Annotated in this window: 19 protein-coding genes and 1 tRNA gene; 15 read left to right on the top strand and 5 right to left on the bottom strand. The window is 68.4% G+C overall.

The genetic code is table 11. From position 1 onward, the window contains the following. Window positions 1-2 precede the first annotated feature (2 nt). From ACZ4VW_RS28870 to ACZ4VW_RS28860, 3 genes are all read left to right on the top strand, one after another. Window positions 3-572, top strand: a complete 570-nt coding sequence (locus tag ACZ4VW_RS28870) for a TetR/AcrR family transcriptional regulator (RefSeq protein ID WP_467967423.1) — start codon at window positions 3-5, stop codon at window positions 570-572. Between the two features lie 118 nt (window positions 573-690). After that, window positions 691-2,226 carry an MFS transporter gene (locus ACZ4VW_RS28865; protein WP_467967421.1) on the top strand — a complete coding sequence of 512 codons (1,536 nt, stop codon included), beginning with the start codon at window positions 691-693 and terminating at the stop codon, window positions 2,224-2,226. Between the two features lie 71 nt (window positions 2,227-2,297). Then, the gene (locus ACZ4VW_RS28860) at window positions 2,298-3,356 is read left to right on the top strand and encodes a UDP-N-acetylmuramate dehydrogenase (protein WP_467967420.1); all 1,059 of its coding nucleotides are present in this window, start codon (window positions 2,298-2,300) and stop codon (window positions 3,354-3,356) included. A gap of 51 nt (window positions 3,357-3,407) precedes the next feature. Here ACZ4VW_RS28860 and ACZ4VW_RS28855 read toward each other — a convergent pair whose 3' ends face one another. Next, window positions 3,408-4,040, bottom strand: a complete 633-nt coding sequence (locus ACZ4VW_RS28855; RefSeq protein ID WP_467967418.1) for an NAD(P)-dependent oxidoreductase — start codon at window positions 4,038-4,040, stop codon at window positions 3,408-3,410. Window positions 4,041-4,126: 86 nt separating this feature from the next. Between ACZ4VW_RS28855 and ACZ4VW_RS28850 the strand changes: the two genes are divergently transcribed. Further along, window positions 4,127-4,765, top strand: a complete 639-nt coding sequence (locus ACZ4VW_RS28850) for a TetR/AcrR family transcriptional regulator (RefSeq protein WP_467967416.1) — start codon at window positions 4,127-4,129, stop codon at window positions 4,763-4,765. 4 nt (window positions 4,766-4,769) lie between these two features. After that, on the top strand, window positions 4,770-5,480 hold the full coding sequence (locus ACZ4VW_RS28845) for a hypothetical protein (RefSeq protein WP_467967414.1): 711 nt from the start codon (window positions 4,770-4,772) through the stop codon (window positions 5,478-5,480). Here ACZ4VW_RS28845 and ACZ4VW_RS28840 read toward each other — a convergent pair. Together ACZ4VW_RS28840 and ACZ4VW_RS28835 are read right to left on the bottom strand one after the other, a co-directional pair. After that, the gene (locus ACZ4VW_RS28840) at window positions 5,425-6,468 is read right to left on the bottom strand and encodes an adenosine deaminase (RefSeq protein WP_467967412.1); all 1,044 of its coding nucleotides are present in this window, start codon (window positions 6,466-6,468) and stop codon (window positions 5,425-5,427) included. The genes ACZ4VW_RS28845 and ACZ4VW_RS28840 overlap by 56 nt on opposite strands. Window positions 6,469-6,602: 134 nt before the next feature. Continuing rightward, complete coding sequence (locus tag ACZ4VW_RS28835; protein WP_467967410.1) at window positions 6,603-7,829, bottom strand: pyridoxal phosphate-dependent aminotransferase; 1,227 nt, start codon at window positions 7,827-7,829, stop codon at window positions 6,603-6,605. A gap of 203 nt (window positions 7,830-8,032) precedes the next feature. On the opposite strand from ACZ4VW_RS28835, the gene ACZ4VW_RS28830 reads away from it, so the two are divergent. From ACZ4VW_RS28830 to ACZ4VW_RS28785, 10 genes are all read left to right on the top strand, one after another. Beyond that, window positions 8,033-8,105: transfer RNA gene (locus ACZ4VW_RS28830), tRNA-Trp, on the top strand. Between the two features lie 103 nt (window positions 8,106-8,208). Next, window positions 8,209-8,496, top strand: a complete 288-nt coding sequence (secE, locus tag ACZ4VW_RS28825) for a preprotein translocase subunit SecE (RefSeq protein WP_137993978.1) — start codon at window positions 8,209-8,211, stop codon at window positions 8,494-8,496. Window positions 8,497-8,539: 43 nt separating this feature from the next. Beyond that, a complete protein-coding gene (nusG, locus tag ACZ4VW_RS28820) occupies window positions 8,540-9,430 on the top strand; it encodes a transcription termination/antitermination protein NusG (protein ID WP_467967408.1) in 891 nt (296 codons plus the stop codon). A gap of 165 nt (window positions 9,431-9,595) precedes the next feature. Next, window positions 9,596-10,030 (top strand): 50S ribosomal protein L11, encoded by a 435-nt coding sequence (gene rplK / locus ACZ4VW_RS28815; RefSeq protein WP_030318720.1) that lies wholly within the window; start codon window positions 9,596-9,598, stop codon window positions 10,028-10,030. A 79-nt stretch (window positions 10,031-10,109) separates the two neighbouring features. Then, complete coding sequence (rplA, locus tag ACZ4VW_RS28810; protein ID WP_361445285.1) at window positions 10,110-10,838, top strand: 50S ribosomal protein L1; 729 nt, start codon at window positions 10,110-10,112, stop codon at window positions 10,836-10,838. Window positions 10,839-10,980: 142 nt separating this feature from the next. Then, entirely contained in the window at window positions 10,981-11,868 is an 888-nt protein-coding gene (locus tag ACZ4VW_RS28805) for an SCO4651 family lipoprotein (RefSeq protein WP_467967571.1), read from the top strand. Between the two features lie 268 nt (window positions 11,869-12,136). Next, window positions 12,137-12,667 carry a 50S ribosomal protein L10 gene (rplJ, locus tag ACZ4VW_RS28800; protein ID WP_467967405.1) on the top strand — a complete coding sequence of 177 codons (531 nt, stop codon included), beginning with the start codon at window positions 12,137-12,139 and terminating at the stop codon, window positions 12,665-12,667. A gap of 111 nt (window positions 12,668-12,778) precedes the next feature. Further along, on the top strand, window positions 12,779-13,162 hold the full coding sequence (gene rplL / locus ACZ4VW_RS28795) for a 50S ribosomal protein L7/L12 (protein WP_467967404.1): 384 nt from the start codon (window positions 12,779-12,781) through the stop codon (window positions 13,160-13,162). 543 nt (window positions 13,163-13,705) lie between these two features. After that, window positions 13,706-17,188 carry a DNA-directed RNA polymerase subunit beta gene (rpoB, locus tag ACZ4VW_RS28790; protein ID WP_467967402.1) on the top strand — a complete coding sequence of 1,161 codons (3,483 nt, stop codon included), beginning with the start codon at window positions 13,706-13,708 and terminating at the stop codon, window positions 17,186-17,188. A 100-nt stretch (window positions 17,189-17,288) separates the two neighbouring features. Continuing rightward, a complete protein-coding gene (locus ACZ4VW_RS28785) occupies window positions 17,289-21,188 on the top strand; it encodes a DNA-directed RNA polymerase subunit beta' (protein WP_467967400.1) in 3,900 nt (1,299 codons plus the stop codon). Between the two features lie 68 nt (window positions 21,189-21,256). Here ACZ4VW_RS28785 and ACZ4VW_RS28780 read toward each other — a convergent pair whose 3' ends face one another. Continuing rightward, on the bottom strand, window positions 21,257-21,520 hold the full coding sequence (locus tag ACZ4VW_RS28780; protein ID WP_355105045.1) for a hypothetical protein: 264 nt from the start codon (window positions 21,518-21,520) through the stop codon (window positions 21,257-21,259). Beyond that, entirely contained in the window at window positions 21,507-21,743 is a 237-nt protein-coding gene (locus ACZ4VW_RS28775) for a hypothetical protein (RefSeq protein WP_467967398.1), read from the bottom strand. Before ACZ4VW_RS28775 ends, ACZ4VW_RS28780 begins: the two co-directional genes overlap by 14 nt. Window positions 21,744-21,746: the final 3 nt, after the last annotated feature.

The following is a 21,746-nucleotide window of genomic DNA, read 5'->3' as shown; positions in this document are numbered from 1 at the left end:
GCATGGTCAGGATGAGCGCGGAGGAGCGGCGCGAGAGCGTCATTCGCGCGGCGATGAGCGAGTTCAGCCGCAGCGGGTACTACGGAACGTCCACCGAGGCGATCGCCAAGCGCGTCGGTGTCTCGCAGCCGTACCTGTTCCGCCTCTTCCCGAGCAAGAAGGCGATCTTCCTGGCGGCGTCCGAGCGCTGCCTCGCGGACTCCAGGCGCGTGTTCATGGAGGCGGCCGAAGGGCTGGAGGGCGAGGAGGCCCTTCACGCGATGGCCAACGCCTACACGCAGGCCATCGCCGAGGAGCCGGAGCGGCTGCTCATGCAGATGCAGGTCTATCTGACGGTGGCCGCCGCCGAGGCGGCCGGTGAGCACGGCTTCGGCGAGGTCGTGCGGGCCGGCTGGATGGAGCTGTGGGACGGGGTCCATCTGGCGCTCGGTGCCGATGTCGACGAGACGACGACGTTCATGGCGTACGGCATGCTGATCAACGCGATGGTGGCCATGGGCTTTCCGCCTGACCACCGGGTCTGGCAGGGGCTGTACCCCTCTGCCCGCGTCAAGGGCAAGCTCGAGGCGTAGGGCGCGAAGCGCAGGACCGACAGGTGCGTGCGGCCCTCTCTGTGGCAAAGGTCCGGGCTCTTTTCTGCCGGGAAAGTTAGTCATTGATAACTAACCTTGTTCTCGGAAGGGGACAACGATGAACGAGCACGTGACCGACCGGCGAAGCGGGGCCGCCTGGGCCCTCGTCATCACCAGCGTCGCCGGCTTCATGGCGGCCCTCGACAACCTCGTCGTCACCACCGCACTGCCCTCGATCCGCGAGGACCTCGGGGGAGCGCTGCACGACCTCGAATGGACGGTGAGCGCGTACACCCTCACCTTCGCCGTCCTGCTGATGTTCGGCGCCGCCCTCGGTGACCGCTTCGGCCGCCGGCGGCTCTTCACCGTCGGGCTCGCGATCTTCACCGTGGCGTCCGCGGGCGCTGCCCTCGCCCCTGGGATCGACACCCTGATCGCCGCCCGCGCCGTCCAGGGCGCGGGCGCCGCCATCATGATGCCGCTCACCCTCACCCTGCTCACCGCCGCCGTACCCGCCGCCAAGCGCGGCATGGCGTACGGCATATGGGGAGCCGTCAACGGTCTCGCGGTCGCCTCCGGGCCGCTCATCGGCGGCGCGCTCACCGAGCACGTCTCCTGGCAGTGGATCTTCTGGCTGAACGTCCCGCTCGGCGTCGCCCTGCTGCCGCTCGCCCGGCTGCGGCTGTCCGAGTCGTACGGCTCCCGGGCCCGCCTCGACATCGTCGGCACCCTCCTCGCCAGCGGCGGCCTCTTCGGGATCGTGTACGGGCTGATCCGCGGCCCGATCGACGGCTGGACCAGCGGCATCGTCCTCACCGCCCTGATCGCGGGCGGCGCGCTCCTGGGCGGCTTCGTCCGCCACGGCATCCGCGGCAGGGCGCCGATGCTGCCCATGCGTCTCTTCCGCAGCCGTGCCTTCAGCGGGATCAACGCGGCGAGCCTGCTGATGTTCCTCGGCATGTTCGGCTCGATCTTCCTGCTCAGCCAGTACATGCAGGGCGTGCTCGGCTACTCGCCGACCGAGGCGGGACTGCGGATGCTGCCCTGGACGGGCATGCCCATGATCGTGGCGCCGCTGGCCGGCTACCTCTCGGACCGGATCGGCGGCCGCCCGGTCGTCGCGGCCGGTCTCGCGCTCCAGGCCCTCGGGCTCGGCTGGTCCGCGCTCGTCGTGGCGCCCGACATGGCGTACACCGCCCAGCTGCCGGCCCTGATCGTGAGCGGGATCGGCATGGCGCTCTTCTTCGCGCCCGCCGCCAGCCTGGTCATGTCGAGCGTCCGCCCCTCCGAGCAGGGCATCGCCTCCGGCGCCAACAACGCCCTGCGCGAGGTCGGCGGCGCCCTCGGCGTCGCCGTGATGGCCTCGATCTTCGCCGCCCAGGGAGGCTACGGCTCCGGTCAGGAGTTCGTGGACGGGCTGCGGCCCGCTCTGTGGGTCGGAGCCGGGTTCGTCGTCCTGGGAGCGCTGGCGGCGCTGTTCGTGCCCGGACACCGTTCCGCGGGGCCGTCCGCCGATGACAAGCACGATGACAAGCACGACGCCCAGCACGACCCCAAGCACAATGACGAGCACAGACACGGGCACACGGGCGAGTACGAGCCCGAGCGCGCGGCCGGGCACCCGGCCGGGGCCAACGAGCCGGCCGCCGTGTGACGGCACTCTCACCGTCGCGCCGGGGGCGGCCCTGCCCGGACGGGCCGGGCCGCCCCCGTACTCTTGAGCCCGTGCAGGTACTCCACGACGCCCCCCTCGCCCCCCTGACCACCTTCCGGCTCGGCGGCCCCGCGAACCGGCTCGTCACGGCCACCACCGACGACGAGGTGATCGCCGCGGTCCGCGAGGCGGACGCGTCCGGCACCCCGCTGCTGATCATCGGTGGCGGCTCCAACCTCGTCATCGGGGACAAGGGCTTCGACGGCACCGCCCTGCGCATCGCCACCCAGAGCTACGCCCTCGACGGCACGACGCTGGAGCTGGCGGCCGGTGAGGTGTGGACCGACGCCGTCTCGCGGACGGTCGACGCGGGGCTCGCGGGCATCGAGTGCCTGGCCGGGATCCCGGGATCAGCCGGCGCGACCCCGATCCAGAACGTCGGCGCGTACGGCCAGGAGGTCTCCGCCACCATCACGGAGGTCGTCGCCTACGACCGCCGCGCCGAGGAGACGGTCACCCTTCCCAACGCCGACTGCTCCTTCTCGTACCGCCACAGCCGCTTCAAGGCCGAACCCGACCGCTACGTCGTGCTGCGCGTCCGCTTCGGGCTGGAGGACGCGGCGGGCCTCTCCGCGCCGGTCAGGTACGCCGAGACCGCCCGTGCCCTCGGCGTCGAGGTCGGCGAGCGCGTCCCGCTCGCGCAGGCCCGCGAGACCGTCCTGACGCTGCGCTCCGGGAAGGGCATGGTCCTCGACCCGGCCGACCACGACACCTGGTCAGCCGGCTCCTTCTTCACCAACCCGATCCTGACGCCGGGAGAGTACGAGACCTTCCTCGCACGGGCCGCCGAGCGGCTCGGCGCGGACGTGACCCCGCCGGCCTACCCGGCGGGCGAGGACGGGCAGGTCAAGACCTCGGCCGCCTGGCTGATCGACAAGGCGGGCTTCACCAAGGGGTACGGCTCCGGGCCCGCCCGGATCTCCACCAAGCACACCCTCGCCCTCACCAACCGCGGCGAGGCCACCACCGAGGACCTCCTCGCGCTCGCCCGCGAGGTCGTCGCCGGTGTGCGGGACGCCTTCGGGGTCACCCTCGTCAACGAGCCGGTGACGGTCGGCGTCAGCCTCTGACATCTCCGTGAGGAGACGACCGCCGACCGCCTCGTACGCCCTCGGCACGTCTCAGTACGCCACGCCCACGCCCTGCCTGACCGTGGCCGGGTCGTCGATCATCGCCAGCATGGCGTGGGCGACATCCGCGCGGGCGAGGGAGCGCCCCCGTGGCGGATTGCCGCCGACGACCGAGCGGTAGCGGCCGGTGACCGGCCTGTTCGTCAGCTTGGGCGGGCGTACGGACGTCCAGTCGGTGGCGCTGGCCGCCAGGTCGCTCTCCATCACGCGCAGGTCGTCGTAGATGTCCTTCAGGACGGAGTTGACGACCGCGAGCACCGTCCGGTCGAGGACGGTCTGCCCGTCGGGGACGGGCCCGAGCGGGGCGGCGCTCACGACCAGCAGCCGCCGGACCCGCTCCGCCTCCATGGCGGCGAGGACCGAGCGGGTGAGCTTCGCGGCGACGCCGGCGTCCGCGCGGCTGCGCGCGCCCAGGCCGGACAGCACCGCGTCCCTGCCGGCGACGGCACCGCGCAGGGTCCCGGGGTCGGTGAGGTCCGCCCGGCGGACCTCGAGCCGCTCGCCGGTGAGCGCGAACCGTGCCGGGTCGCGCACCACCGCCGTGACCTCGTGGCCCCCGGCCAGACCCTGGCGGACGATCTCCTGGCCGATGCCACCGGTGGCACCGAAGACGGTGAGCTTCATGTCGCACCCTCCTGGGGTGGGTAAGTGTTCACTCACCCGTATGGTGAGTGCGTACTCACCCCTCCGTCAACCCGGTTGGAGACGCCATGGAGACGAAGCGCACGCGGGAACGGATCCTCGACGCGGCGCACGAGCTGTGGACCACCGTGGGCCTCGCCCGTACGACCACCAAGGAGATCGCGCGGGGCGCCGGCTGCTCGGAGGCGGCGCTCTACAAGTACTTCGCGGGCAAGGAGGAGCTCTTCGTCGCCGTCCTCACCGAGCGTCTCCCCGAACTGGCGCCTCTCCTGGAGTCGCTGACCGCCGAACCGGGGCGGCGCACCGTGGAGGAGAACCTCACCGAGATCGCCCGCCGAGCCGCCCTCTTCTACGCCCAGAGCTTCCCGATCGCCGCCTCCCTCTACGCCGAGACCCGGCTCAAGGCCCGCCACGACGCGTCGATGCGACGGCTCGACGCCGGTCCCCACCGCCCCCTGGAGAGCCTCGACGCCTACCTGCGCGCCGAACAGGCGGCGGGCCGCGTCGACCCCGGCGCCGACACCTTCGCCGCGGCGTCCCTGCTGCTCGGCGCCTGCTCCCAGCGCGCCTTCGCCTACGACGCGAAGGTCGGCAAGGAACCGCCCCAGGACCTCGACACCTTCGCCGCCTCGATCGCCCGCACCCTGGTGGCCGGGATCGCCCGGCGAAATGACGTTGCGGCCCGGCCCGGCACCCGGCCACGCTGACGCCATGCGTCTCAAGGTCCGCGAGTTCAGGCCCCGCACCGGTCCGTACGAACACCGGGTCGTCCAGCCCTGGTCCCCCCTGCGGCACACCACCCTCAGCGATCCGCTCGCGGACCGGGGCTATCTCGTCGGCGACCACGACGGCCTCTCGCGCCTCGCCGGGTTCCTCTCCTTCGCCGCGTTCTCCCGGCGCACGATCGTGCACCTCCCGCTGCGCCAGAGCCTTCCCCGGGCCTACGCGCCCGGTGAACCGGTCGACCTCCTCCTGGTCCACCACTCCCTCGGCCTGCGCCCCTCCGCCTGGCCCGCACTGCGCCGCAGGCTGACCCGGGCGACTCCACGGACCGTCCGGACCGACGAAGCCAGAACCACCGCGCACGCCACCCGCTGGACGGAGCGCCGCGACCACCGGGACACCCGCGACCGGCTGCGCCCGGCCGCCCACGCCGGCACGCTCTTCCTCTTCGGCAGCCGCGACGTCTTCGCCGCCGCCTCGACGGAACTCGCGTACGCCGCCGGCAACGGCCCGCGCCACAAGCGGGTGACGCAGGGCCACGACGCCCTGATGACCTCGCTCACCCACCATCTGGAGCCCGAGCGGGCATGGCGCGCGACCGAACTCGACGTCGGCTTCCAGGCGTATCCGCCCTACGCGCACTTCAGACGGCCGGGCTCGCCAGCCAGTCGTCGATCCCCGACAGCAGCTTCCGCCTGACGTCCTCCGGGGCGGCCGAGCCGCGCACCGACTGACGGGCCAGCTCCGCCAGCTCCACGTCCGTGAAGCCGTGGTGGCGACGGGCGATCTCGTACTGGGCGGCGAGACGCGAGCCGAAGAGCAGCGGGTCGTCCGCGCCCAGCGCCATCGGCACCCCCGCCTCGAAGAGCGTGCGCAGCGGAACGTCCTCGTGCTTCTCGTAGACCCCCAGCGCCACATTGGAGGCCGGGCAGACCTCGCAGGTCACGCCCCTCTCGGCGAGCTTGCGCAGCACCCGCGGGTCCTCCGCCGCCCGTACCCCGTGGCCCACCCGCGCCGCCCGGAGATCGTCCAGGCAGTCGCGTACGGACGCCGGACCGGTCAGCTCCCCGCCGTGCGGGGCCGCCAGCAGACCGCCGTCACGGGCGATCGCGAAAGCCCGGTCGAAGTCACGGGCCATACCGCGGCGCTCGTCGTTGGAGAGCCCGAACCCGACGACGCCCCGGTCCGCGTACCGCACCGCGAGCCGCGCCAGGGTGCGGGCCTCCAGCGGGTGCTTCATCCGGTTCGCGGCCACCAGGACCCGCATCCCGAGCCCGGTCTCGCGCGAGGCCGCGTCCACCGCGTCGAGGATGACCTCCATGGCCGGGATCAGACCCCCGAGCAGCGGAGCGTACGAGGTGGGATCGACCTGGATCTCCAGCCAGCCCGAGCCGTCCCGCACGTCCTCCTGGGCCGCCTCGCGGACCAGACGCTGGATGTCCTCGGGCTCCCGCAGACAGGACCGGGCGATGTCGTACAGCCGCTGGAACCGGAACCAGCCGCGCTCGTCGGTCGCCCGCAGCTTGGGCGGGGTGCCACCGCTCAGCGCCTCCGGGAGATGGACGCCGTACTTGTCGGCCAGCTCGATGAGCGTCGTGGGCCGCATCGACCCCGTGAAGTGCAGATGCAGATGGGCTTTGGGCAGCAGGCGGATGTCGCGGAAAACGTGCTCGGAAACGTGCTCCATTGAAGGATCTTGCCGCACTCGAATGGACGAATACAGCCCCTTTCCCCGATCGGGACCTTGCTAGAACGCAAGAACGGGCCCCCGGTTCCGAGGAACCGGGGGCCCGCACCACCTACGGAGATCCGTGGGTGAGGTCAGTCGCGCGCCTCCGCGAGCAGCTTCTGCATCCGGGAGACGCCCTCGATCAGGTCCTCGTCACCCAGCGCGTACGAAAGCCGCAGGTAGCCCGGCGTGCCGAAGGCCTCGCCCGGGACGACCGCGACCTCGGCCTCGTCCAGGATCAGCGCGGCCAGCTCGACCGAGGTCTGCGGACGCCTGCCGCGGATCTCCTTGCCGAGCAGCGCCTTCACCGACGGGTACACGTAGAACGCGCCCTCCGGGGTCGGGCAGAGGACGCCCTCGATCTCGTTGAGCATCCGGACGATCGTCTGGCGACGCCGGTCGAAGGCGCGCCCCATCTCCGCCACCGCGTCCAGGTTCCCCGAGACGGCGGCCAGCGCGGCCACCTGCGCCACGTTGCTCACGTTGGACGTGGCGTGCGACTGCAGGTTCGTCGCGGCCTTGACCACGTCCTTCGGGCCGATGATCCAGCCCACGCGCCAGCCGGTCATCGCGTACGTCTTGGCGACACCGTTGACCACGATGCACTTGTCCCGCAGCTCCGGCAGCACCGCCGGCAGGGAGGCCGAGGACGCGCCGCCGTAGACCAGGTGCTCGTAGATCTCGTCCGTCAGCACCCACAGACCGTGCTCGACGGCCCAGCGGCCGATCGCCTCGGTCTCGGCCTCGCTGTACACGGCGCCGGTCGGGTTCGAGGGGGAGACGAAGAGGACGACCTTGGTCCGCTCCGTGCGCGCCGCCTCCAGCTGCTCCACCGAGACGCGGTAGCCGGTGGTCTCGTCGGCGACGACATCGACCGGGACACCGCCCGCGAGGCGGATCGACTCGGGGTACGTCGTCCAGTACGGGGCCGGGACGATGACCTCGTCGCCCGGGTCGAGGATCGCCGCGAACGCCTCGTAGATCGCCTGCTTGCCGCCGTTGGTCACCAGGACCTGGGAGGCGTCGACCTCGTAGCCGGAGTCGCGCAGCGTCTTGGCGGCGATCGCGGCCTTCAGCTCGGGCAGACCGCCGGCCGGGGTGTAGCGGTGGTACTTCGGGTTCTTGCACGCCTCCACGGCGGCGTCGACGATGTAGTCCGGGGTCGGGAAGTCGGGCTCACCCGCGCCGAAACCGATCACCGGGCGCCCGGCGGCCTTGAGGGCCTTGGCCTTGGCGTCGACGGCGAGGGTCGCGGACTCGGAGATCGCACCGACGCGGGCGGAGACCCGGCGCTCGGTCGGAGGGGTAGCAGCGCTCATGCGGCCCATGCTCCCAGACCCGCTTCGCGCCCGGCACACAGGTTTCAGGGAGCGGACAGGAACGGTCATTCCTGGTCGTACGACGGCCCGCCGGGGCTCCCACGTGCTTTCTGTTCGACGTCGGGCTCATGAACACGTACACTCACTGCTCGTTGGCCCTCACCGACCACGTCTCACGATGCGGTAGGTTGGGGGAGCCACAAAGGGTCGTAGCTCAATTGGTAGAGCACTGGTCTCCAAAACCAGCGGTTGGGGGTTCAAGTCCCTCCGGCCCTGCTACACACACCGCCAGGATGTGTGCGCATGTACGTACTTCAATGCACCGCCGTGCGGATCCACCCGGCACGGCACTGCCATGACCCGGGATCAGGTGAGAAGCGTGACGGACGCCGTGGGCTCCATCGACATGCCTGATGCCGAGGACGAGGCGCCGGACTCGAAGAAGAAGGCCCGTAAGGGCGGCAAGCGCGGAAAGAAGGGCCCTCTGGGCCGTCTCGCGCTCTTCTACCGCCAGATCGTCGCGGAGCTTCGCAAGGTCGTCTGGCCCACTCGCAGCCAGCTGACGACGTACACCACGGTAGTGATTGTCTTCGTTGTCATCATGATCGGTCTGGTGACCGTGATTGACTATGGCTTCCAGGAAGCAGTCAAGTACGTCTTCGGCTGATTTCTTGTTCCACCCCATCTGTATCCAGGAAGAAGCAGCCACCGTGTCTGACCCGAACCTGAACGAGTCCGTTTCCGAGGACGAGCTCGACATCCTCGAGGCGGCCGACGAGGACCAGGCTGAGGCTGCTGACGCCGCTGCGGGCGAGGCGGCCGAAGAGGCCGCCCTGCAGATCGAGGACGACGTCGAGGACGACTCCGACGCCGACGTCGAGGACACCGAGGCCGAGGACGAGTCCGACGAGGACACCGAGGCCGAGGCTGAGGCCGGCGTCGAGGACGAGGCCGAGGAGGCCGACGAGGAGCCCGCCGCTCCGGTCGACCCGATCCAGGCCCTCCGTGACGAGCTCCGCGGCCTGCCCGGCGAGTGGTACGTGATCCACACCTACGCGGGCTACGAGAAGCGCGTGAAGGCCAACCTCGAACAGCGTGCCGTCTCGCTGAACGTCGAGGAGTTCATCTACCAGGCCGAGGTGCCCGAGGAAGAGATCGTCCAGATCAAGAACGGCGAGCGCAAGAACGTCCGGCAGAACAAGCTGCCCGGTTACGTTCTCGTCCGCATGGATCTGACGAACGAGTCCTGGGGCGTCGTCCGCAACACCCCGGGCGTCACCGGCTTCGTGGGCAACGCCTACGACCCGTACCCGCTGACCCTGGACGAGATCGTCAAGATGCTCGCCCCGGAGGCCGAGGAGAAGGCCGCCCGCGAGGCCGCCGAGGCCGAGGGCAAGCCGGCTCCGGCCCGCAAGGTCACCGTCGAGGTCCTGGACTTCGAGGTGGGCGACTCGGTCACCGTCACCGACGGCCCGTTCGCGACGCTGCAGGCGACGATCAACGAGATCAACGCCGACTCGAAGAAGGTCAAGGGCCTCGTCGAGATCTTCGGTCGCGAGACCCCGGTCGAGCTCAGCTTCGACCAGATCCAGAAGAACTGACCTCGACCCTCACAGGTTTCCGACCAGGTCAGAGTGGCTCTCACAGCCGCTCTGACCTGCTCGGTTTTTAGCCGCACGTCTATACCCGTTATCGTGGTGCGGTATGCCTCCATCCGGATGACCGGATGGCGGGCTGAACACTCTCACTAGGACCCGGAGAGAGCAATGCCTCCCAAGAAGAAGAAGGTCACGGGGCTTATCAAGCTCCAGATCAACGCCGGTGCGGCCAACCCGGCCCCGCCGGTCGGCCCCGCGCTCGGTCAGCACGGCGTCAACATCATGGAGTTCTGCAAGGCCTACAACGCCGCGACGGAGTCGCAGCGTGGCATGGTCGTGCCGGTGGAGATCACGGTCTACGAGGACCGTTCCTTCACCTTCATCACCAAGACTCCGCCGGCCGCCAAGCTGATCCTCAAGGCCGCAGGTGTGGACAAGGGCTCCGGCGAGCCGCACAAGACCAAGGTCGCCAAGCTCACGGCTGCCCAGGTCCGCGAGATCGCCACGGTCAAGCTGCCCGACCTGAACGCCAACGACCTGGACGCCGCGTCGAAGATCATCGCCGGCACCGCCCGCTCCATGGGCATCACGGTCGAGGGCTGATCAGCCCCCTTGTGACCTCTGTGGTAGGACCAGCGCTGGTCCGCACCACGACTCCACACCTGAACAAACAGGAGAAGCAGTGAAGCGCAGCAAGGCACTCCGCGCCGCGGACGCCAAGATCGACCGGGAGCGGAACTACGCCCCCCTCGAGGCCGTCCGTCTCGCCAAGGACACCGCCGCCACCAAGTTCGACGGAACCGTCGAGGTCGCCTTCCGCCTGGGTGTCGACCCGCGCAAGGCCGACCAGATGGTCCGTGGCACCGTGAACCTTCCGCACGGCACCGGTAAGACCGCCCGGGTCCTGGTCTTCGCGACCGGTGACCGTGCCGAGGCCGCGATCGCCGCGGGCGCCGACATCGTCGGCTCCGACGAGCTCATCGACGAGATCTCCAAGGGCCAGCGCCTGAACGAGTTCGACGCCGTTGTGGCCACCCCGGACCTCATGGGCAAGGTCGGCCGCCTCGGCCGCGTCCTCGGCCCGCGTGGTCTCATGCCGAACCCGAAGACCGGCACCGTCACCCCCGATGTCGCCAAGGCTGTCAACGACATCAAGGGCGGCAAGATCGAGTTCCGCGTCGACAAGCACTCGAACCTGCACTTCATCATCGGCAAGGTCTCCTTCGACGAGACGAAGCTGGTCGAGAACTACGCCGCGGCTCTGGAGGAGATCCTCCGTCTGAAGCCGTCCGCCGCCAAGGGCCGCTACATCAAGAAGGCGACCCTGACGACGACCATGGGCCCCGGCATCCCGCTGGACTCCAACCGCACCAGGAACCTCCTCGTCGAGGAGGACCCGGCCGCGGTCTGAGCCTCATCGGCTCACTGAGTGGTCACCGGCCCCCTGCCCCTCCTCGGAGGGGCAGGGGGCCGGTTTTTTTCGTACGACGACGTCGGTGCTCTCGGTTACCGTTCAGTTGACCGACGAACTGAAGATCAAGGGGTGGGGACTCATGGGCATGACCGCATGGAAGCGCGCGGCCGTCTCGCTGACGGCCGTGGCCGTTATCGGCGGCGTGGCGGGCTGCCAGGACGGCGAGGGGGCGAAGAAGGCCGCCGAGGCGCCCGCGAAGCCGCGGCCGCAGACCCAGGAAGCCGTCACGAAGGTCATCCAGGCCGCGTACCGGAAGACGTCGGACGCCAAGTCCGCGAAGGTCCGGATGAGCATCACGATGCCGGCCGCCATGGACGGCGGCGGCACCATGGAGATGACCGGCGTCCAGGGATGGAACCCCGCGGTCATGGACATCACCATGAAGGGCTCCCTGCTCACGGCCGGTGACCCGGATGCCCCCGAGCAGAGCCGCATGATCGTGCGCGACGGCGTCATGTACATGGACATGGGTGCCGCCCAGGCCGCCGAGAGGAACGGCAAGCGCTGGGTGAAGATCCCGCAGTCGGCGGACGGCGCCCTCGGGCAGCTGAACCAGGACCCGGCCCAGCAGCTCGCCCTGCTCCTGGAGTCCCCGAACCTCAAGCACGTGGGCGCCCAGAAGGTCAACGGCGTCGCGACCGAGCACTACAAGGGCACGCTCACCTTCGAGCAGATGCTGGACGCCAACAAGGCCCAGTCCGGGCCGCTCTCCGCGAAGGAGCGCAAGGCCCTCGTCGACAACGTCGAGAAGATGGGCATGAAGGGCTACGACACCGAGGTCTGGGTCGACGGAGACGGCTACCCGGTACGCATGGTCGTCGGCATGACCATGGACATGGGCACGGTCCACCTGAAGGCCGACTACACCGGATACGGCGCCGCGGCCACCGTCCAGGCCCCGCCGGCCAAGGACACCTACGACCTCGGGGAGATGCTGAAGGGGTTCACCGCGGGCGAGGCCGGCTGAGCCGTACGGGCGGATTTGCTCCTGGCCGTCACCGTCGCGTACTCTTCCGAGGAAGCCAAAGACCGCTGGTCGTTGCCGTGCTCTCGTGAGAGGGGGCGGTGGCCGAAGGATTCGCTGAAATGCGAACGACCCGCGCAGGTGTTCGTGGATGAGTTCCCGGATCTTTTTGATGCGGTCGAGCTGAGCCCCGTGCGCTTGCGCCGGGGCGTTTCTCTTTGTTCAGCCCCTTCTGAGCGGTCCTCATCACCCGGAAGGAGGCCGACGCTCTATGGCAAGGCCCGACAAGGCTGCCGCGGTAGCCGAGCTGGAGGACAAGTTCCGCAGCTCGAACGCCGTCGTGCTGACCTCGTACACGGGGCTCACCGTGGCGCAGCTCAAGACGCTGCGTCGTTCGCTCGGTGAGAACGCCCAGTACGCCGTGGTGAAGAACACGCTGACCAAGATTGCGGCCAACCAGGCCGGGATCGCCGCGCTGGACGACCAGCTTTCTGGTTCGACCGCGGCCGCCTTCGTCACCGGTGACCCGGTGGAGTCGGCGAAGGCTCTGCGTGACTTCGCCAAGGAGAACCCGAACCTCGTCATCAAGGGCGGTGTCCTTGACGGCAAGGCGCTGACCGCCGACGAGTTCAAGAAGCTTGCGGACCTCGAGTCCCGCGAGGTTCTGCTCAGCAAGCTGGCCGGCGCGTTCAAGGGCAAGCAGTCGCAGACTGCCTCGCTCTTCCAGGCGCTGCCGTCGAAGTTCGTCCGCACCGCGGAGGCGCTTCGCGTCAAGCTCGCCGAGCAGGGCGGTGCCGAGTAATTCGGCTCGCGCAATGATCGCCGCCCGTTAGGGCGACGGTCGCAGCGGGCCGAACGTACGCCCGCCTACATGTACATCCGGCACCTGCCGAATTAGTGGAAGGACGCCATCATGGCGAAGCTGTCCCAGGACGACCTGCTCGCGCAGTTCGAGGAGATGACCCTCATCGAGCTCTCCGAGTTCGTGAAGGCCTTCGAGGAGAAGTTCGACGTCACCGCCGCCGCGGCCGTCGCCGTCGCCGGCCCGGCTCAGGGTGGCGCCGCTGCCGAGCCCGAGGCCGAGCAGGACGAGTTCGACGTCATCCTCGAGGGTGCCGGCGAGAAGAAGATCCAGGTCATCAAGGTCGTGCGTGAGCTGACCTCCCTGGGCCTGAAGGAGGCCAAGGACCTCGTCGACGGCACCCCGAAGCCGGTCCTCGAGAAGGTCGCCAAGGAGGCCGCGGAGAAGGCTGCCGAGTCCCTCAAGGCCGCCGGCGCCTCCGTCACGGTCAAGTAAGTCCCTGCGAGTCTCCTGACTCGCTCAGGCGCCGCTCAGGCGCCTCTCCGAGGGCGATCACCCATCCGGGTGGTCGCCCTTCGGCGTACCCCCGACCGGGCGTGGCGAGGGTCGTGCGGGCCCTTGGGAGCGGAGTATGGTGATCTTCGCCGTGCGCCCCGCTGGCCGGGGGGCCTTGACGAACCGCACGCAGCGCGCAATTCTCAGGACGCGTCGTCACAACGATCCGTATCCGAGGCATGGATCGACGGCGGAACGGGCAGTATCGAGGTGCGCCGCACGGCGCGAGGTACCGCGGAGTTGAGAACAACGAGGGTTGCGAATTACTCGCCCTGGACATCAGTGGGCCAAGTGGCTACACTGACCCTTTGCGCTGCCTGTTAGCTGCCCCCTGCCCGTCACCTGGGGCATACCCTCGCGAGAGCATTGTCGGCAGACCTGACCTGACCTGGACTTTTGGCCATATCGGGAATCGTCTGTCCCTCTGCGTCGCTGGGGACCGGTACGCGCGTAGTGAGTCCGAGCCCTCGGAAGGACCCCCTCTTGGCCGCCTCGCGCAACGCCTCGACCAATACGAACAACGGCGCCAGCACCGCCCCGCTGCGCATCTCCTTTGCAAAGATCAAGGAGCCCCTCGAGGTTCCGAACCTCCTCGCGCTGCAGACCGAGAGCTTTGACTGGCTGCTCGGGAACGCCGCCTGGAAGGCTCGCGTCGAGGCAGCTCTCGAGTCGGGACAGGACGTCCCCAGGAAGTCGGGTCTGGAAGAGATCTTCGAGGAGATCTCTCCGATCGAGGACTTCTCCGGGTCGATGTCGCTGACCTTCCGCGACCACCGCTTCGAGCCCCCGAAGAACTCGATCGACGAGTGCAAGGACCGTGACTTCACGTACGGCGCCCCGCTCTTCGTCACCGCCGAGTTCACCAACAACGAGACCGGCGAGATCAAGTCCCAGACGGTCTTCATGGGCGACTTCCCGCTCATGACGAACAAGGGCACCTTCGTCATCAACGGCACCGAGCGTGTCGTGGTCTCGCAGCTCGTCCGTTCGCCGGGCGTCTACTTCGACTCCTCGATCGACAAGACGTCCGACAAGGACATCTTCTCGGCCAAGATCATCCCGTCCCGGGGTGCCTGGCTGGAGATGGAGATCGACAAGCGCGACATGGTCGGTGTCCGCATCGACCGCAAGCGCAAGCAGTCCGTGACCGTCCTCCTGAAGGCGCTCGGCTGGACCACCGAGCAGATCCTGCAGGAGTTCGGCGAGTACGAGTCCATGCGCGCCACCCTGGAGAAGGACCACACCCAGGGCCAGGACGACGCGCTGCTCGACATCTACCGCAAGCTGCGCCCGGGCGAGCCGCCGACCCGTGAGGCCGCTCAGACGCTGCTCGAGAACCTCTACTTCAACCCCAAGCGCTACGACCTCGCCAAGGTCGGCCGCTACAAGGTGAACAAGAAGCTCGGCGCCGATGAGCCGCTGGACGCCGGTGTCCTGACCACCGACGACATCATCGCCACGATCAAGTACCTCGTGAAGCTCCACGCGGGCGAGACCGAGACGATCGGCGAGTCGGGCCGGGAGATCGTCGTCGAGACCGACGACATCGACCACTTCGGCAACCGTCGTCTGCGCAACGTCGGCGAGCTCATCCAGAACCAGGTCCGCACGGGTCTGGCTCGTATGGAGCGCGTCGTGCGTGAGCGCATGACGACCCAGGACGTCGAGGCGATCACGCCGCAGACCCTGATCAACATCCGGCCGGTCGTCGCCTCCATCAAGGAGTTCTTCGGCACCAGCCAGCTGTCGCAGTTCATGGACCAGAACAACCCGCTGTCGGGTCTGACGCACAAGCGTCGTCTCTCGGCGCTGGGTCCCGGTGGTCTGTCCCGTGAGCGGGCCGGCTTCGAGGTCCGCGACGTGCACCCGTCCCACTACGGACGCATGTGCCCGATCGAGACCCCCGAAGGCCCGAACATCGGTCTGATCGGTTCGCTCGCCTCGTACGGCCGCGTCAACGCGTTCGGCTTCATCGAGACGCCGTACCGCAAGGTCGTCGACGGCCAGGTCACCGACGAGGTCGACTACATCACGGCCGACGAGGAGGACCGCTTCGTCATCGCCCAGGCGAACGCGACCCTGAACGACGAGCTCCGCTTCACCGAGCCGCGCGTTCTGGTCCGCCGCCGTGGTGGCGAGGTCGACTACGTCCCGCCGACCGAGGTCGACTACATGGACGTCTCGCCGCGCCAGATGGTGTCGGTCGCGACGGCCATGATCCCCTTCCTCGAGCACGACGACGCCAACCGTGCCCTCATGGGCGCGAACATGATGCGTCAGGCGGTGCCGCTGATTAAGTCGGAGGCCCCGCTCGTCGGCACGGGCATGGAGTACCGCTGTGCCACCGACGCCGGTGACGTCATCAAGGCGGAGAAGGACGGTGTGATCCAGGAGGTCTCGGCCGACTACGTCACCGTCACCAACGACGACGGCACGTACACCACGTACCGCATCGCCAAGTTCTCCCGCTCGAACCAGGGCACCTCGGTCAACCAGAAGGTCGTCGTCTCCGAGGGCGACCGGGTCATCGAGGGCCAGGTCCTCGCCGACGGTCCGGCCACCGAGAACGGTGAGATGGCGCTCGGCAAGAACCTGCTGGTCGCGTTCATGCCGTGGGAGGGTCACAACTACGAGGACGCGATCATCCTGTCGCAGCGCCTCGTGCAGGACGACGTCCTCTCCTCGATCCACATCGAGGAGCACGAGGTCGACGCCCGTGACACCAAGCTCGGCCCGGAGGAGATCACCCGGGACATCCCGAACGTCTCCGAGGAGGTCCTCGCCGACCTCGACGAGCGCGGCATCATCCGTATCGGTGCCGAGGTCGTCGCCGGCGACATCCTCGTCGGCAAGGTCACGCCCAAGGGTGAGACCGAGCTGACCCCGGAGGAGCGCCTGCTCCGCGCGATCTTCGGCGAGAAGGCCCGTGAGGTCCGTGACACCTCGCTGAAGGTGCCGCACGGCGAGACCGGCAAGGTCATCGGCGTCCGCGTCTTCGACCGCGAGGAGGGCGACGAGCTTCCCCCGGGCGTGAACCAGCTGGTCCGCGTCTACGTCGCCCAGAAGCGCAAGATCACCGACGGTGACAAGCTCGCCGGCCGTCACGGCAACAAGGGTGTCATCTCCAAGATCCTGCCCATCGAGGACATGCCGTTCCTCGAGGACGGAACTCCGGTCGACATCATCCTCAACCCGCTGGGTGTCCCGTCCCGAATGAACCCGGGACAGGTCCTGGAGATCCACCTCGGCTGGCTCGCCAGCCGCGGCTGGGACGTCTCCGGCCTCGCGGACGAGTGGGCCGAGCGCCTCCAGGCGATCGGCGCCGACCAGGTCGCTCCGGGCACCAACGTCGCCACCCCCGTCTTCGACGGTGCGCGTGAGGACGAGCTCGCGGGTCTGCTCCAGCACACGATCCCGAACCGCGACGGCGAGCGCATGGTGCTGCCCTCCGGCAAGGCGCGTCTGTTCGACGGCCGCTCCGGCGAGCCGTTCCCGGACCCGATCTCGGTCGGGTACATGTACATCCTCAAGCTCCACCACCTGGTCGACGACAAGCTGCACGCCCGGTCGACCGGTCCGTACTCGATGATCACCCAGCAGCCGCTGGGTGGTAAGGCCCAGTTCGGTGGCCAGCGCTTCGGTGAGATGGAGGTGTGGGCGCTGGAGGCGTACGGCGCCGCTTACGCCCTCCAGGAGCTGCTGACGATCAAGTCCGACGACGTGACCGGCCGCGTGAAGGTCTACGAGGCCATCGTCAAGGGCGAGAACATCCCTGAGCCCGGCATCCCCGAGTCCTTCAAGGTGCTCATCAAGGAGATGCAGTCCCTGTGCCTCAACGTGGAGGTGCTGTCCTCGGACGGCATGTCCATCGAGATGCGCGACACCGACGAGGACGTCTTCCGCGCAGCGGAGGAGCTCGGTATCGACCTGTCCCGGCGCGAGCCGAGCAGCGTCGAAGAGGTCTGACGGGAGTCCGGCCGGGGTACCAGCAATGGTCCCCCGGCCGGCCCCAGGACCCCCGTATCAGACCCCTAAGACTTACAACCCTGAGAGGGATTGACGCATAGTGCTCGACGTCAACTTCTTCGATGAGCTCCGGATCGGTCTGGCCACCGCTGACGACATCCGTCAGTGGAGCCACGGCGAGGTCAAGAAGCCTGAGACCATCAACTACCGCACGCTCAAGCCCGAGAAGGACGGACTCTTCTGCGAGAAGATCTTCGGTCCGACCCGGGACTGGGAGTGCTACTGCGGCAAGTACAAGCGTGTCCGCTTCAAGGGCATCATCTGTGAGCGGTGTGGCGTCGAAGTCACCCGCGCCAAGGTGCGCCGTGAGCGGATGGGCCACATCGAGCTCGCCGCTCCCGTCACCCACATCTGGTACTTCAAGGGCGTCCCGTCGCGCCTTGGCTACCTGCTCGACCTCGCGCCGAAGGACCTCGAGAAGGTCATCTACTTCGCCGCGTACATGATCACGTTCGTCGACGACGAGCGCCGCACGCGTGACCTGCCGTCGCTGGAGGCTCACGTCTCCGTCGAGCGTCAGCAGATCGAGAACCGTCGCGACTCCGACCTGGAGGCCCGCGCCAAGAAGCTCGAGACCGACCTGGCCGAGCTCGAGGCCGAGGGTGCCAAGGCCGACGTGCGCCGCAAGGTGCGCGAGGGTGCCGAGCGTGAGATGAAGCAGCTGCGCGACCGTGCGCAGCGCGAGATCGACCGTCTCGACGAGGTCTGGAACCGCTTCAAGAACCTCAAGGTCCAGGACCTGGAGGGCGACGAGCTCCTCTACCGCGAGCTGCGTGACCGCTTCGGCACGTACTTCGACGGTTCGATGGGTGCCGCGGCGCTGCAGAAGCGCCTGGAGTCCTTCGACCTCGAGGAGGAGGCCGAGCGCCTCCGCGAGATCATCCGTACCGGCAAGGGCCAGAAGAAGACCCGTGCGCTCAAGCGCCTCAAGGTCGTCTCCGCGTTCCTGCAGACCGCGAACAGCCCCAAGGGCATGGTTCTCGACTGCGTGCCGGTGATCCCGCCGGACCTGCGTCCGATGGTGCAGCTGGACGGTGGCCGCTTCGCGACCTCCGACCTGAACGACCTGTACCGCCGCGTGATCAACCGCAACAACCGTCTGAAGCGTCTGCTCGACCTCGGTGCCCCCGAGATCATCGTGAACAACGAGAAGCGGATGCTCCAGGAGGCGGTCGACGCCCTCTTCGACAACGGCCGTCGTGGTCGCCCGGTCACGGGCCCCGGCAACCGTCCGCTGAAGTCCCTCAGCGACATGCTGAAGGGCAAGCAGGGTCGATTCCGTCAGAACCTGCTCGGTAAGCGTGTGGACTACTCCGCGCGTTCCGTCATCGTCGTCGGTCCGCAGCTGAAGCTGCACCAGTGCGGTCTGCCGAAGGCCATGGCGCTGGAGCTCTTCAAGCCGTTCGTGATGAAGCGCCTTGTCGACCTGAACCACGCGCAGAACATCAAGAGCGCCAAGCGGATGGTCGAGCGCGGCCGCACGGTCGTGTACGACGTCCTCGAAGAGGTCATCGCCGAGCACCCGGTTCTGCTGAACCGTGCGCCCACGCTGCACCGCCTCGGCATCCAGGCCTTCGAGCCCCAGCTGGTCGAGGGCAAGGCCATCCAGATCCACCCGCTCGTCTGCACCGCGTTCAACGCGGACTTCGACGGTGACCAGATGGCCGTGCACCTGCCGCTCTCCGCGGAGGCGCAGGCCGAGGCCCGCATCCTGATGCTGTCCTCGAACAACATCCTCAAGCCGGCCGACGGCCGTCCGGTCACGATGCCGACCCAGGACATGGTCCTCGGTCTGTTCTTCCTGACCACCGACGGTGAGCTGCGTGACACCAAGGGCGAGGGCCGCGCGTTCGGCTCCACGGCCGAGGCGATCATGGCGTTCGACGCCGGCGAGCTGGCGCTGCAGTCCCCGATCGACATCCGCTTCCCGATCGGCACCGTTCCCCCGCGCGGCTGGGTCCCCCCGGTCGCCGAGGAGGGCGAGCCGCAGTGGCAGCAGGGTGACTCGTTCCGTCTGCGGACGACCCTGGGCCGCGCGCTCTTCAACGAGCTGCTGCCCGAGGACTACCCGTTCGTCGACTACTCCGTCGGCAAGAAGCAGCTCTCCGAGATCGTCAACGACCTCGCCGAGCGGTACCCCAAGGTCATCGTGGCGGCGACGCTCGACAACCTGAAGGCGTCGGGCTTCTACTGGGCGACGCGCTCCGGCGTCACCGTCGCCATCTCGGACGTCGTCGTGCCCGAGGCCAAGAAGGCCATCGTCAAGGGCTACGAGGAGCAGGACGAGAAGGTCCAGAAGCAGTACGAGCGCGGTCTCATCACCAAGGAAGAGCGCACTCACGAGCTCATCGGCATCTGGACCCGCGCGACCAACGAGGTCGCCGAGGCCATGAACGCCAACTTCCCCAAGACGAACCCCATCTTCATGATGGTTGACTCGGGTGCCCGAGGAAACATGATGCAGATGCGGCAGATCGCCGGTATGCGTGGTCTGGTGTCGAACGCCAAGAACGAGACGATTCCGCGTCCCATCAAGGCGTCCTTCCGTGAGGGTCTCTCCGTCCTCGAGTACTTCATCTCGACGCACGGTGCCCGTAAGGGTCTGGCCGACACCGCCCTGCGTACCGCCGACTCGGGTTACCTGACCCGTCGTCTGGTGGACGTCTCGCAGGACGTGATCATCCGCGAGGAGGACTGCGGCACCGAGCGCGGTCTGAAGCTGAAGATCGCGGAGAAGGGTGCCGACGGCATCCTGCGGAAGACGGACGACGTCGAGACCTCCGTGTACGCGCGGATGCTCGCCGAGGACGTCGTCGTGGACGGCAAGGTCATCGCGCCGGCCAACGTCGACCTGGGTGACGTGCTCATCGACGCCCTGGTCAACGCGGGTGTCGAGGAGGTCAAGACCCGTTCGGTCCTGACCTGTGAGTCCGCGGTCGGCACCTGTGCCTTCTGCTACGGACGCTCGCTGGCCACCGGCAAGCTGGTCGACATCGGTGAGGCGGTCGGCATCATCGCCGCCCAGTCCATCGGTGAGCCCGGTACCCAGCTGACGATGCGTACCTTCCACACCGGTGGTGTGGCCGGTGACGACATCACCCAGGGTCTGCCCCGTGTCGTCGAGCTCTTCGAGGCTCGTCAGCCCAAGGGTGTCGCCCCGATCTCGGAGGCGGCCGGCCGCGTCCGTATCGAGGAGACCGAGAAGACCAAGAAGATCGTCGTCACCCCGGACGACGGCAGCGACGAGACGGCGTTCCCGATCTCGAAGCGTGCCCGTCTGCTCGTGAGCGAGGGCGACCACGTCGAGGTGGGCCAGAAGCTCACCGTGGGTGCCACCAACCCGCACGACGTGCTGCGGATCCTCGGTCAGCGCGCGGTCCAGGTCCACCTGGTCGGCGAAGTCCAGAAGGTCTACAACTCGCAGGGCGTGTCGATCCACGACAAGCACATCGAGATCATCATCCGGCAGATGCTGCGCCGTGTGACGATCATCGAGTCCGGCGACGCGGAGCTGCTGCCGGGCGAGCTCGTCGAGCGCTCGAAGTTCGAGACCGAGAACCGTCGTGTGGTCACCGAGGGCGGTCACCCCGCCTCCGGCCGTCCGCAGCTGATGGGTATCACCAAGGCCTCGCTGGCGACGGAATCCTGGCTGTCGGCCGCCTCCTTCCAGGAGACGACCCGAGTTCTGACGGACGCGGCGATCAACGCCAAGTCCGACAGCCTCATCGGCCTCAAGGAGAACGTCATCATCGGTAAGCTCATCCCGGCCGGTACGGGTCTGTCCCGCTACCGCAACATCCGGGTCGAGCCGACCGAGGAGGCCAAGGCCGCGATGTACTCGGCCGTCGGCTATGACGACATCGACTACTCGCCGTTCGGCACCGGCTCCGGCCAGGCCGTTCCGCTGGAGGACTACGACTACGGTCCGTACAACCAGTAAGTAGATCGAAACCGAAGGGCGGTCACCCCGTGGGGTGGCCGCCCTTCGGCATGTTCGCAACAGCCGGTCTACCGGCCCGCGAGCTCCCAGACGGCGAGCATCAGGCCGGCACTCGCCGTCAGCGCGGCGATGCTGGTGAGCGGCCACCGGCCGCGTTCCAGGGCGTCCAGCCGGGACTCCATGTCGGCGAGCTGCTTGTCGGTCTGGTCACTGCGCTGCACGAGCAGCGCGAGCGAGCCGTCGGCCCGGGCGAACCCGGCCTCCAGCGTGCCGCGGAGCCGTTCCAGTTCCAGCGCGACGGTGACCGGATCGTGCTGATCAGACTCGGTCATCGGCGCCCCCTTCCGGGGAGCTGCGGAGCCAGGACGGCAGCAGCTGCTGGACGGCCGTGACGGCCATGACGCGGGTCAGTCCGCCCGCCACGGCCAGGGCGCCGGCGACCCAGGGGAGGGTCGCGGGGATGCCGGAGGCGTCGACGATCGCGGGGAGGACGACGGCGATGCCGACGGCGGACTGCAGGACGGTACGGGCCGTGCGCTTGGCGGCTTCGGTCATGAG

It is taken from the genome of Streptomyces sp. NPDC029139 (assembly GCF_055564335.1).
The sequence above is the reverse complement of the archived record's forward strand: the minus strand, read 5'-3'. Positions and strand labels throughout refer to the sequence as shown.

Bases quoted from the DNA above. Each gene is read 5' to 3' on its own strand.
- ACZ4VW_RS28870 (WP_467967423.1), top strand. From the start codon at position 3: ATGGTCAGGATGAGCGCGGAGGAGCGGCGCGAGAGCGTCATTCGCGCG.
- ACZ4VW_RS28865 (WP_467967421.1), top strand. From the start codon at position 691: ATGAACGAGCACGTGACCGACCGGCGAAGCGGGGCCGCCTGGGCCCTC.
- ACZ4VW_RS28855 (WP_467967418.1), bottom strand. From the start codon at position 4,040: ATGAAGCTCACCGTCTTCGGTGCCACCGGTGGCATCGGCCAGGAGATC.
- ACZ4VW_RS28850 (WP_467967416.1), top strand. From the start codon at position 4,127: ATGGAGACGAAGCGCACGCGGGAACGGATCCTCGACGCGGCGCACGAG.
- ACZ4VW_RS28845 (WP_467967414.1), top strand. From the start codon at position 4,770: ATGCGTCTCAAGGTCCGCGAGTTCAGGCCCCGCACCGGTCCGTACGAA.
- ACZ4VW_RS28840 (WP_467967412.1), bottom strand. From the start codon at position 6,468: ATGGAGCACGTTTCCGAGCACGTTTTCCGCGACATCCGCCTGCTGCCC.
- ACZ4VW_RS28835 (WP_467967410.1), bottom strand. From the start codon at position 7,829: ATGAGCGCTGCTACCCCTCCGACCGAGCGCCGGGTCTCCGCCCGCGTC.
- rplK (WP_030318720.1), top strand. From the start codon at position 9,596: ATGCCTCCCAAGAAGAAGAAGGTCACGGGGCTTATCAAGCTCCAGATC.
- ACZ4VW_RS28805 (WP_467967571.1), top strand. From the start codon at position 10,981: ATGGGCATGACCGCATGGAAGCGCGCGGCCGTCTCGCTGACGGCCGTG.
- rplJ (WP_467967405.1), top strand. From the start codon at position 12,137: ATGGCAAGGCCCGACAAGGCTGCCGCGGTAGCCGAGCTGGAGGACAAG.
- rplL (WP_467967404.1), top strand. From the start codon at position 12,779: ATGGCGAAGCTGTCCCAGGACGACCTGCTCGCGCAGTTCGAGGAGATG.
- ACZ4VW_RS28780 (WP_355105045.1), bottom strand. From the start codon at position 21,520: ATGACCGAGTCTGATCAGCACGATCCGGTCACCGTCGCGCTGGAACTG.
- ACZ4VW_RS28775 (WP_467967398.1), bottom strand. From the start codon at position 21,743: ATGACCGAAGCCGCCAAGCGCACGGCCCGTACCGTCCTGCAGTCCGCC.